The organism is Clostridium sp., from assembly GCF_017888565.1.
Lineage (GTDB): Bacteria > Bacillota > Clostridia > Clostridiales > Clostridiaceae > Clostridium.
In genome coordinates this window covers 1-12907 of record NZ_JAGHFX010000061.1, presented here as the reverse complement: position 1 = coordinate 12907, position 12907 = coordinate 1, and the positions used below count along the sequence as shown (strand labels likewise).

The following is a 12907-nucleotide window of genomic DNA, read 5'->3' as shown; positions in this document are numbered from 1 at the left end:
AATGGATAAAAATAAAACAGATTTAAAAAGAGTTGTAATAATAACGGGGAGTTACTTAATAATTATATCTTTATTGGTTGTTAGATTATATTTTCTTCAGATACATCCATCATCTAATGTTTCAGGGCAAATGAAGAATTATCAAGCAGAAAATCTATCACAGATGAAATATAGAATTTTTGATACTAACGGAAAGGATATGATGGACTATAATAAAAAATATATAGTAATATTAGACACCAAACCGTTTATGCTTAATAATTATGAAGAGACATTGGAAGACTTAATGGCTTTAAATTTTATCATGAAATCTGAAGACCCTGATTTTAACTATTCAGATGTTATGAAAAATGATGGTAAAATATACTATACTGTTAGTGAAGAAACTTTTAATAAAGTAAATAAATTGAAAAATATAAAAGGGATATATACCTATACATACGATGAAGTTGATACTAAGGAAGCATGGAAGACAAGTAACTTTTTAGCTAATATATCTGATGAAAGTGTTATTGAAAACTCACTAGAATATGATTTGAATTCTTATATAAAAAACAATACTTATCCAGAAGCTAAATTTTATTTGGATGAAAAAGCTGTTTATGGAGATGGAGAGCTTACTTTAGAAAATAATAATAATATTAAATTAACTGTGGATGAAACTTGGGAAGATAAGGTTAGAGAAGTGCTTCAAAAAGAAAATTATGCATTTTTAAAAAATGTTGGTGTAGTGGTATCCGAAGCAGAAACAGGGAAAATAAAAGCTATGGTTCAAAAGGATGAAACTCAAGCAAATGTAAATTTAGGTATAGAGCAATTAGGCTATGAGCCAGGGTCAATATTTAAGGTAATAACAGAAACAATTGCATTAGATAAAGGTGTTATAAGTCCAACAGATGTTTTTTCTTGTACTGGTGTAATCTGTAGTAAGGACGGTAAACCTTATGGTCATGGGGATTTATCAGTAGAAGATGCACTAAAAATATCATGTAATGATGTTTTTGCGAAAGTAGGAGCAAAAGTTGGTTATAGCGAAACAATGACTTACTTAGAAAAGATGGGACTATTCAAGCCAGTTTTTAATATAAAGGGTGAAAATAGAAATGAAGCTTCAGGAGTAAAACCTACTGTAGAAAATAGTATGAATAATATTTCAATAGGTCAAACTATAATGGTTACTCCAGTACAAATGGCTGGATTATATAATACAATAGTCAATGATGGAGTTTATATAAAGCCTACTATAGTTGAGTCAATAGTGGATGATAATGATAATATTGTAAAAGAATTTAAAGAAGAGCAAGTAAGGGTGTTTAGTCAAACGGCTTCAAGATTAGCTCAGGAAACAATGTCAAAAGTAATTTGGGAAGGTTCAGGGTTTGAAGCTAAGGTAGAAGGCGTTAATATTGGAGGGAAAACTGGTACATCAACTGGAAATGGGGGCACTAACCATGGGTGGTTTGCTGGATATTTTGAGATGGATGGCAAAAAGTACACTGTAGTAGTTATTGCACCTAATATTGGAGAAAAACATCCTGATGGAAGAGAACTTGGTGGAGGAAATACTGGAGCCCCTATCTTTAGAGATATAGTTACATCATTAACTAAGAAATAAGAATACTTAATATTAAGAGGAAAATATAAAATTATTATAAATAATAAAAACAGCCATAAAATCAATATAGATTTTATGGCTGTTTTTATTTTATAAGATAGTATGGACTTTATAATTAATCATATTTGGTTATAAATCTTAATAATAATAATATATCTCATATAGCGTTACTAAAAAAATATTCCAACTTTATTTTATGAAACACAAGCAATATTTTCGGATTTTATCATATTATATAATAAGCACTACGAGGAGGAAGTTCTGTGTTTTTTTTATCTAATATTATAGAGCTGTTATGTAATTCTGTATTTTTAACAGGTTATATATCAGGCAATAATACATTTCCAAAACCGCTTGATGAAGAAGAAGAAGAGCAATATTTAAAACTTTTAAAAAATGGGGACAAAGAAGCAAAAAGCATATTAATAGAAAGGAATCTTAGATTAGTAGCACATATAGTAAAGAAATATAATTTTCCCAATAAAGACATTGATGAACTAATATCTATAGGAACTGTTGGGCTTATAAAAGCAATAGATTCATTTGATGCATCAAAAGGAACTAGATTAGCTACTTATGCATCAAGATGTATAGAAAATGAGATATTAATGCTTTTTAGAAATAACAAAAAACAAAAAAATGAGGTTTATTTACAGGATCCTATTGGAGTTGATAAGGAAGGAAATGAAATTTGCTTAATTGATGTATTAAGTAGTGAAAAAGATTCTGTTTTAGAAAAAGTTGAAAGTAATCTTCAAATTAAGCAATTATATAATAAAATATGTGTTTCATTAAGTGAAAGAGAAGGCGAGATTGTAAAGATGAGATATGGTCTTATTGATGGTAGGTGCAGGACTCAAAGGGAAATAGCAGCATTATTAGGAATATCAAGATCATATGTTTCAAGAATCGAGAAGAAAGCTTTAAAGAAATTGAAAAAAGAGTTATCAACAAAATAAAATTATAAATATATCTATCCTATGTTGAAATATTGTGTAATATAAAGAAGGAATATAGAAAGTTTTATCGAATAAAATAAGATGGACATAATCTAGCAACATGGAGGATATAGAATAATGTATGTGTTGAATGATTTATTAAATGAGACAATAGAAAAGGGTGCATCAGATTTACATTTGACAGTTGGGTTACCTCCAACTATAAGAGTTAATGGAAGTTTGATTAAATTAGGAACTGAAAAACTAATGCCAAGTGCATTAAAGGATTTTTCAAAAGAAATACTAGGAGAAAATTTTGAATTATATAATAAAACTGGTGAAATGGATACATCATATTCTATTTCTGGGACAGGAAGGTTTAGAGTAAATATATTTAAACAAAGAAACAGCGATGCTATTGCTATTAGAGTAATTGCATTAAAAATACCGAGTTTAGATGAATTAAAGCATCCTAAAGTAATAAAAGATATAATTCAAAAACAAAGAGGATTGGTATTAGTTACTGGGCCAACAGGAAGTGGTAAAAGTACAACATTAGCGGCCATGATAAATGAAATAAACAATACAAGAGAGGCTCATATTATAACATTAGAGGATCCAATAGAATACCTTCATAAGCATAATAATTGCATAATAAATCAAAGAGAAATAGGAAAAGATAGCAAAAGTTATCAAAGTGCACTAAAAGCTATTTTAAGAGAAGATCCAGATGTTATACTTGTAGGGGAGATGAGAGACCTAGAAACTATTTCAATTGCAATAACTGCAGCTGAAACAGGTCATTTAGTATTCTCCACACTACATACAATAGGAGCTGCTAAAACTATCGATAGGATTATAGATGTTTTTCCACCACATCAGCAACAGCAAATAAGAGTACAATTAGCAGCTGTATTGCAAGGCGTTGTATCTCAGCAATTAGTACCGGTTGAAGATAATAAAGGTAGGGTTGCTGCTTTAGAAATAATGACTACAACACCAGGTATTCAAAATCTAATTAGAGAAGGTAAGACACATCAAATAGAATCAGCAATTCAAACAGGTGGAAAATATGGAATGAAAACTATGGATATGGCATTGGCAGAATTATATAAAAAAGGTGTCATAAGTGGAGAAACTGCATTAACATATTCAGTTGATAGAGAGACTATAAAAAGAATAATGATGTTATAAAAACAGAGCATATGCTCTGTTTTTTTTATTAAATTTATAAAATAATATAACTTATTAGAGGAAATTTAGAATCTTTGTTGAATATAAGATTATAAATGTTTTTTTATATATTTTAAATGTATTTAACAATAGATAATAAGAAAAGCTTATTATACACAGAAAAAGGGAGTGTTATTAAAAGAAGTACGTATGATTTCTTTAAAAATAATCATAATATTAACTAAAAGGTTGAGTTATTTCATTGTAGATGATAAAATATAATTGAATTTTATTAAATTTAATTATAAAAATTATGGTTATATTTATAAAACTAAATAAAATTTACATTGATTTCTAAATTTTAATAGTAATTAAAAGGAATATAAATAAAAAAATACAAGTGGAAGTCCAAAAATATACATTTATTGTCTTTAAGTAACAAAATCTTTATTATTTAGGATATTAAAGTATTGTTAAAAAGGTACAGTATGATGTAAAATTAATATATGAAGATATATTATTATTGAATTTGAGATTAGTAAATGAATGAAGAGAAGAAACAAAGTAGAAAAATTACTAGTAGATATTTTCTAAAGGAGGAATTATTTTGTTAGATTTCGAAGTAGATATGCAAGAGTTAACCAATATTAAGGTAATTGGTTGCGGAGGCGGTGGAGGAAATGCCGTTAATAGAATGATTGCTGAAGGGCTAAAAAACGTTGAGTTTATTGCCGTTAATACTGATAAACAAGCTTTAATGCTATCTCATGCTAATGTTAAAATCCAAATAGGAGAAAAGTTAACAAAGGGGCTAGGAGCTGGAGCTAATCCTGAAATAGGAAAAAAGGCAGCAGAAGAAAGTAGAGAAGAAATAGCAGAAGCTATAAAGGGAGCCAACATGGTATTTATAACTGCTGGTATGGGCGGAGGAACAGGTACTGGTGCAGCCCCTGTAGTTGCTGAAATAGCTAAATCTATGAGTATATTAACAGTAGGTGTAGTTACAAAGCCATTCCCATTTGAGGGTAAAAGAAGAATGAGACATGCGGAAATGGGAATTGAAAATCTTATGAAAGCAGTTGATACTTTAGTTATAATACCAAATGAAAAATTACTAAGTATGGCGGATAAGAAAACAACTCTATTAGATTCATTCAAATTAGCAGATGAAGTATTAAGACAAGGGGTACAAGCTATATCTGACCTTATAACTATTCCAGGGGTAGTTAATGCTGACTTTGCAGACATAGAAACTGTTATGTTAAATAAAGGACTTGCGCATATGGGTGTGGGTCATGGAACTGGAGATACTAAAGCACAAGATGCAGTAAGACAAGCTATTTCATCTCCATTACTTGAAACATCAATAGATGGTGCAACTGGAGTTATTATCAACTTTACAGGTGGAGTAGATTTAGGGGCTATAGAAGTATATGAAGCTGCTGATATTGTTAGGGAAGCGGCTGATCCAGATGCCAATATAATATTTGGAGCTGTTATAGATGAAACATTATCTGATGAAATCAGAATAACAGTTATAGCTACAGGATTTGAAGAAGATAATAATAAAATATTGAATCGTGAACCAGTATTTGAGAAAAGAATAATTAAAGAGCAACCGGTTAAACAGGAAGTTGAAATGCCAGAGCCAACAAAAAGAGTAGATCCTCTTTTAGATATTGAAACTGATAGTGTAAATATACCAAGCTTTTTAAGATCAAGAAAATAAATAATAAAAAAAGACTAAGAAAGTAATACTTTCTTAGTCTTTTTTTATTATTAATATATATTGATAATAACGGTACTTCTTTGTTATTTTTTATTATAATAATCAAATAACTGTAATTATATGTAATAAATAAGAGATGAAAATATATTTTGCGAAGAGTTTTTATGACAAAATTTTAAAGAGTAACAGTTTATAATTTAAGTACGAGGGGGAGATGTGTATGGTAGTTTACATAGATATACTTGTAATAGAAAACTTTATTGTAAATTTATTTTTACTGTTAATTACTATGAAGGTGTCTAGATATAAATACAATAAAACTATTTATTTTGCAGCTGCAATTGGAGCATTTTATACGATATTATTATTCTTTGAAAATAGTATTTTAACATCTTTACCATTTAAACTTTTGGTAGTATTAATAATGACATCAATAACAAGTAAAAGTTTTAAAATACTTAATAATATAAAGGCTTCAATAACATTTTTAATTATGTCCTTTACGCTAGCTGGAGTTAGTTTTAGTTTTTCATTGATGGACAACCGGTATAGTATTTTTAACTCTTTTGAAATAAGTAATTACTCTATGAAATATTTAATAATATCAATAATGATACTATACATAGTTATAGTTAGGGTAGTAGATTACTTAAGAGAAAGAGCTGTAATTAATAATTTTATATATGAAATTGAAATATCGGATGAAAAAAATACATTATTTATTAAAGGATTATTAGATACTGGAAATGCTTTAAGGGAGCCTGTTACTAATTTACCTTGCATTATAATAGAAAATGATTTTTTGAATGGATTTGATATACAAAAGAATGAAGAATTTTATATTCCTTATAGCACCATTGGAGAAGAAGGAAATTTAAAGGGATTCAAAAGTGAAAAAGTCAGGATTCGGGGAGAAGATAAAGAATGGAGAACTATAGAAGCTATAATTTGTAGCTGTAAAAATAAATTAAGCAAAGAAAATGAATTTAATGCATTATTATCAAGAGGAGTAATATAGGTGAGAATATGATGAGTTTAAGAGTATTGATAAATAGAATTATACAAAGAATTAAAATTTTTAAAAGTGAAGTCCATTATGTTGGAGGAAATGATGCTCTTCCACCACCTTTAAAAAAGGAGGAGGAAGAAGAGCTTGTAGAGAAACTTATACATGGGGATGAATCTATAAGGGATATATTAATTGAAAGAAACTTAAGATTAGTAGTGTATATAGCAAGAAAATTTGAAAATACAGGAGTATGCGTAGAAGATTTAATTTCTGTAGGAACCATTGGATTAATAAAGGCAGTTAATACTTTTAATCCAGAGAAAAAAATAAAATTAGCTACATATGCTTCTAGGTGTATAGAAAATGAAATATTAATGTATTTAAGAAGAAATAGTAAGGTAAAAGCAGAGATATCTTTTTACGAACCATTAAATATTGATTGGGATGGTAATGAACTTTTATTATCAGATATTTTGGGAACTGAAAATGATATAGTTTATAATTTAATTGAAGATGAGGTTGATAGACAGTTATTATTTCTAGCATTAAAGCATTTAAATGATAGGGAAAAAGAAATAGTTAAGCTAAGATTTGGATTAAATGGTACTAGAGAAAAGACTCAAAAAGAGGTTGCGGATATGCTTGGAATATCACAGTCATATATTTCAAGATTAGAAAAGAAAATAATAAATCGATTGAAAAAAGAAATCAATAAAATGATTTAGGTTGTCTTTAGTATAAAACTAATCACTCTCGGAAATACTTTTTAATGCAGTATGTTATTACTTCCGAAGGGGTTGATGAGATTGATTATTAATAAAGTAGAAATATGTGGAGTGAATACTTCAAAACTACCTATATTAAAAGAAAAAGAAAAAAGAGAGTTACTTTTAAAAATGAGAGACGGAGATAAAGGTGCTAGAGAAACTTTTATTAAAGGTAATTTAAGGTTGGTTTTAAGTGTCATACAAAGATTTAATAATAGAGGAGAAAATGTTGATGACTTATTCCAAGTTGGATGTATAGGCTTAATGAAGGCGATAGATAATTTTGATTTAGGTCAAAATGTTAAATTTTCAACTTATGCAGTACCAATGATAATAGGTGAAATCAGAAGATATTTAAGAGATAATAATTCAATTAGGGTAAGTAGATCATTAAGAGATATAGCTTATAAAGCTTTGTTAGTAAGAGATAAACTAATAAAAGAAAATAATAAAGAACCTACCGTTTCACAAATAGCAAAAGAACTTAATTTACCAAGGGAAGAGGTAGTATTTGCATTAGATGCTATTCAAGACCCAGTATCTTTATTTGAGCCTATATATCATGATGGCGGAGATGCCATATACGTTATGGATCAAATAAGTGACTCAAAAAATACTGATGAAAGTTGGCTTGAAAATATATCTATAAAAGAAGCAATGAAAAAGTTGAATGATAGAGAAAAGCTTATATTAACATTAAGGTTCTTTAATGGAAGAACTCAAATGGAAGTTGCTGATGAAATAGGAATATCTCAAGCTCAAGTTTCAAGATTAGAGAAAACTGCATTAAAGCATATGAGGAAATATGTATAGAGCTCTTTTAAGAGAGCTCTTTTAAAATAATAAAAGGTGTACATGCTATTATTTTATATTGAATAAATTAAATTTTAAAGGCATAAGAATATTTATTAGTATAAAGATTATTTAAAGGGGGATTTTTTATGGGACTATTTGACAATATGAAAACTGAAAATGAAATGTATTCTGAAGTTGAAGATGACGATCTATTATTACATTCTTTAAATGCATTAAGAACTATGGAAGTCATAGATATCAAAACAGGATCCAAAATGGGATATATAAAAGACTTTGTTATTAATATAGAAGAAAGCAAGGTTATATCAATAATATTACCGGGAACAGCTAAGGGGTGGTTTAGCAAAGAAGAAGATTTAGAAATACCATGGAGTAAGGTGAAAAAAGCAGGAGTAGAAGTTATATTAGTTGATAGTGCAGATATAGAAGGATTTAATTTATAAAATAATATCTAGTAAAATTCTAAAAAAATCTGTATAATCTATATATACTTAAGACAATACTTAGGAAAGGCGTGAATAAAATGAGATGTCCTTTTTGCTCCTTTGAAGAGAGTAAGGTAGTAGATTCTAGATCTACGGATGATAATACTACTATTAGAAGAAGACGAGAATGTTTAAACTGTAATAAAAGGTATACTACATATGAAAAGGTTGAAGATATTCCAATATTAGTTGTTAAGAGAGATTTAACAAGAGAGAATTTTAATAAAGAAAAGATAATTAATGGTCTAATTATAGCTTGTCAAAAAAGGCCTATATCAAGAAAGCAAATAGAAGAGTTAGCAGAAGACATAGAAAAGGCTATTTCAAATAAAATGATAACAGAAGTTAATTCTAAAATCATTGGAGAAATGGTAATGGATAGACTTAAAAATCTAGATGAAATATCATATGTTAGATTTGCGTCTGTTTATAGACAGTTTAAGGATATAAATACTTTCTTAGAAGAAATTAAAAATTTAGTATCTAATGAATAGAAAGTTAACTTAAAATAGAAAAATTCTATTTTAAGTTAACTTTTTTATGTGAAAAACAAGGTTAAAAGTAAGTTAAAACATGATTGATAAAGCAAAAAAAATAGAAAATATGTTTAATAAATGGTAAAATGTATTAAAACAAATTAAAGAGGTGACTACATGATAAGCTTATCTGTAAGGGATTTTAAGTTAAAAAAAGATTTTTTAGTTTATGATTTAGGAAAATTAGAGCTGGTTTTTTCAACAGCAGAAGAAGATAGAAGTTTTAATCGAAATACAGAGTATGGAATTAATAATTTAAATAGTATAATAAAAGAGTTTAATTTAAGTGATGTTATTTATTTAAATCAAATCCATAGTGATAAAATTTATACTTATAATAAAAATTATATAAATATAAGAGATGAAGAAGGAGATGCTTTAATTACAAAAGAAAAAAATATAGCGATAGGCGTATTTACAGCAGATTGTGTACCTATAATTATAGCGAATGAAAAAAGTGATGTAGTAGCAACTATTCATAGTGGTTGGAAAGGAACATACAATTCAATAGTTTTAAAGACTTTATTAAAAATGAAGGACGAATTTAACATAGATACCAACGAAACTAAGGTTTTCATAGGTCCACATATAAGAAAATGTTGTTATGAAGTTTCAGAGGAGTTGAAAGAAAAGTTTATAGAGAAAACAAAGATAGATGAAGATAAATTATTTGATGGAAGAAATCTAAGTATGCAGGAATGTATTTTAAAAGACTTAAGAGAATTTGGGATTATGGAAAATAATATATATTCATTAAATTTATGTACACATTGTGAGAAAAATTTAAAATTATATTCATATAGAAAATCAGTGGGTACTTACGGAAGACTATTTTCATTTGCATTTATAAAATAGGGGGGATATTAATGGCAGAAGAAAAAATACTAGTAGTTGATGATGAGGATCATATAGTAGAACTAATAAGTTACAATTTAATAAATTCAGGTTATAAAGTTATAACTGCTAATAATGGAATAGATGCTGTTAAACTAGCAAAAGCAGAAAATCCAAAGCTTATACTATTAGATTTAATGATTCCTGGATTAGATGGATATGATGTTTGTAAAGCTATAAGAAGCGATAATAATACTAAAGATATATCAGTTATAATGTTAACAGCAAAAGGAGAAGAGCTAGATAAAATATTAGGTCTTGAACTTGGAGCTGATGATTATATGACAAAACCATTTTCAATAAGAGAATTATTAGCAAGAATAAAAGCAGTTTTAAGAAGAACAAAGTCATTAGGGGGAAACGAGGAGATATTTAAGGCAAATGGAATTCTAATAAATTTTGATAGAAGAGAAGTGCTTATATCTGATAAAAAAATAGATTTGACATTAAAGGAATTTGAATTGTTAGAAATATTAGTTAAAAATAGAGGGAAAATATTAACTAGAGAAACTCTTCTAGATAAAATATGGGGATATGAGTATGTTGGTGAAACTAGAACTGTAGATGTTCATATTAGATATTTAAGAAAAAAGATAGAACTAGATGATAAAAATCCAAAGTTTATAGAAACTATAAGAGGAGTAGGATATAGGTTTAATCCTAATAACTAAATTATGAAGAAGAGAATATTAGCATCGTCATTAATAACTGTAATTTTTGCATTACTAATCGTAACATGCTCCTTTATAGCATTAGTTAATATTAAAGAAATTGATAAAACTAAAGAAATTCTATCTGTTTATAATAAATTAGTAATAAAATCAAATAACTTTAAGGATGGAGATTTAGAGGATTTTAAAATAAATAATACAAAAGTAAGGTTTACTTTTGTAGATAATGAAGGAAATGTATTAAAAGATACTAGTAATGAAAATCTTGAAAATCATTTGAATAGGGATGAAATAGTAGAAGCTTTAAAAGATGGAGAGGCTTCTGCAACAAGATATAGCAATACTCAAGCTACAAATGTGATTTACTATGCAACTAAGATAGATGATAATACATTAGTAAGATCTTCTGTACCTTTGTATACAATAAAGGTATTTTCTGAAAGTTATATAACATATTATTTTATAGTTATAGTATTTGTAGTTTTATTATCCTTAGGACTTTCTTTAAAACTGATCAGAGCTATAATTTATCCTGTTAAGGAACTTGAAATTGCTACTAATAAAATTGCAAACGGTGACTATAGTAGAAGGGTGAGTATATATACAAATGATGAAATTGGTTCGCTTGCAAATACTTTTAATAATATGGCAGATCAGTTGCAATCTAGAATTAGTGATTCATTAGATAAACAAAATAAGTTAGAAGCTATATTAGAAAGTATGGAAAGTGGAGTAATTGCAGTAGATAATAAGCAAAAGGTAATGCTTATTAATCCATATGCTAAAAAGTTGTTTGGTATAAAAAAGAATATTATAGGCGAGAATATTTCAGAGTATATAATTGATTATGATATATTAAGCTTTATGAAGAATGTTCCAGCAATAGAAATGAAGGAAATAAAGCTTATTCATCCAATATTAAGAGAACTTAGAATTAAGAAGGCACCAATAATAAACGATAAAAAAATACCAATAGGTGTAGTAATTACTGTTCTAGATATTACTGATATAAAAAGACTTGAAAATATGAGAAGTCAGTTTGTTGCAAATGTATCTCATGAATTAAAAACACCTTTAACATCCATAAAAGGTTTTGCTGAAACACTTAAATTTGTAGAGGATTTATCTACTAGAAATAAATTTTTAGATATAATTGATAAAGAGGCAGAAAGATTAACTAATTTAATAAACGATATATTAATTCTTTCTAATATTGAAAATAATCATAGAATGAAAGCGGAAGAGTTTAATCCAGCAAAAGTAATAGAAGATGTAATAAATATGGTTACTCCACAGATGAATAGTAAACAAGTAGAAATAAATTTTCTAAATAAGGGTACAAATGAATTGAGTGGAGATAGAGATAAATTCTTTCAAATGATATTGAATTTAGTTGAAAATGCTATAAAATACTCAAATGATAAAACTATAATAAGTATTAGAACGTATGATATTAATGATTATACTTATATAGAGGTGGAGGATAATGGTATTGGGATACCTAAAGAAGACTTACCAAGAATATTTGAAAGATTTTATAGGGTTGATAAATCAAGAGCTAAGGGTGGGACTGGATTAGGCTTAGCCATAGTAAAACATATAGCAAGAATGTTCAACGGGGAAATTTTTGTTAATTCAACTTTAAATGAAGGAACTAAATTTACAATAAAGTTAAGAAAGAATATAAAAATAGATGATTTTACCTATTAAAAAGAAAAGGCTTTACTAGCCTTTTCTTTTTTTGTATATAAATGCGTAGTACTGTTAATTTTTTTTAACAGTCTCATAACTTTTCTTAACTTTGAACTAATATTTACTTAACTTTTAGGGATTAATATAAGTGTGTAGAGAAAATTAATAAATATAGATTATTAAACAAAATTGAATTAAATTAAATTATTAATTGGAGGAGAATTTTATGAAAAGAAAGAGCTTAAGACTTATATGTACAGCTTTATTAGTTACAATGGTGGGAGGGGCTTTTGTTGGTTGTGGCAATGATGATGCAAATGGTGAAAGCACTGGAGGAAAATCTACAACAATATCAATTTCTGGATCAACATCAATTGGACCTTTAATGGAGAAAATTTCAGAAAAGTATGAGAGTAGCAATAGTAATGTTTCAATAGAAATAAATCAAGTAGGATCTTCAGCAGGAATAAAAGATGCTATAAATGGTGTATCTGAAATCGGTATGGCTTCAAGAGAATTAAAGACTGAAGAAGAAAAGGAAGTCAAATCAACAGTTATAGCTTATGATGGTATAGCAATAAT

At 27.6% G+C, this 12907-nt stretch carries 13 protein-coding genes; all 13 read left to right on the top strand.

What is annotated here, in order from left to right; all coding sequences use genetic code 11:
• Position 1 precedes the first annotated feature (1 nt).
• A complete protein-coding gene (locus J7M87_RS12480; protein ID WP_291651374.1) occupies positions 2 to 1615 on the top strand; it encodes a penicillin-binding transpeptidase domain-containing protein in 1614 nt (537 codons plus the stop codon).
• Positions 1616 to 1878: 263 nt separating this feature from the next.
• Complete coding sequence (sigK, locus tag J7M87_RS12475) at positions 1879 to 2574, top strand: RNA polymerase sporulation sigma factor SigK (protein ID WP_008678288.1); 696 nt, start codon at positions 1879 to 1881, stop codon at positions 2572 to 2574.
• Positions 2575 to 2691: 117 nt separating this feature from the next.
• Complete coding sequence (locus J7M87_RS12470) at positions 2692 to 3747, top strand: type IV pilus twitching motility protein PilT (protein ID WP_291651373.1); 1056 nt, start codon at positions 2692 to 2694, stop codon at positions 3745 to 3747.
• A gap of 586 nt (positions 3748 to 4333) precedes the next feature.
• A complete protein-coding gene (gene ftsZ, locus J7M87_RS12465; RefSeq protein WP_291651372.1) occupies positions 4334 to 5455 on the top strand; it encodes a cell division protein FtsZ in 1122 nt (373 codons plus the stop codon).
• 220 nt (positions 5456 to 5675) lie between these two features.
• Entirely contained in the window at positions 5676 to 6473 is a 798-nt protein-coding gene (locus tag J7M87_RS12460) for a sigma-E processing peptidase SpoIIGA (RefSeq protein ID WP_291651371.1), read from the top strand.
• 8 nt (positions 6474 to 6481) lie between these two features.
• Complete coding sequence (gene sigE, locus J7M87_RS12455) at positions 6482 to 7189, top strand: RNA polymerase sporulation sigma factor SigE (RefSeq protein WP_291651370.1); 708 nt, start codon at positions 6482 to 6484, stop codon at positions 7187 to 7189.
• 81 nt (positions 7190 to 7270) lie between these two features.
• The gene (gene sigG, locus J7M87_RS12450; protein ID WP_291651369.1) at positions 7271 to 8044 is read left to right on the top strand and encodes an RNA polymerase sporulation sigma factor SigG; all 774 of its coding nucleotides are present in this window, start codon (positions 7271 to 7273) and stop codon (positions 8042 to 8044) included.
• Positions 8045 to 8172: 128 nt separating this feature from the next.
• On the top strand, positions 8173 to 8490 hold the full coding sequence (locus J7M87_RS12445; protein ID WP_291651368.1) for a YlmC/YmxH family sporulation protein: 318 nt from the start codon (positions 8173 to 8175) through the stop codon (positions 8488 to 8490).
• An 80-nt stretch (positions 8491 to 8570) separates the two neighbouring features.
• Positions 8571 to 9026, top strand: coding sequence for a transcriptional regulator NrdR (gene nrdR / locus J7M87_RS12440; RefSeq protein ID WP_008678297.1), 456 nt, complete (start codon positions 8571 to 8573; stop codon positions 9024 to 9026).
• Between the two features lie 159 nt (positions 9027 to 9185).
• Positions 9186 to 9923, top strand: coding sequence for a peptidoglycan editing factor PgeF (gene pgeF / locus J7M87_RS12435; RefSeq protein ID WP_291651367.1), 738 nt, complete (start codon positions 9186 to 9188; stop codon positions 9921 to 9923).
• Between the two features lie 11 nt (positions 9924 to 9934).
• On the top strand, positions 9935 to 10633 hold the full coding sequence (locus J7M87_RS12430) for a response regulator transcription factor (RefSeq protein WP_291651366.1): 699 nt from the start codon (positions 9935 to 9937) through the stop codon (positions 10631 to 10633).
• A gap of 3 nt (positions 10634 to 10636) precedes the next feature.
• Positions 10637 to 12343, top strand: coding sequence for an ATP-binding protein (locus J7M87_RS12425; protein ID WP_291651365.1), 1707 nt, complete (start codon positions 10637 to 10639; stop codon positions 12341 to 12343).
• A gap of 208 nt (positions 12344 to 12551) precedes the next feature.
• Positions 12552 to 12907 (top strand): substrate-binding domain-containing protein (locus J7M87_RS12420; protein WP_291651364.1); only part of this gene is annotated, 356 nt, incomplete at its 3' end.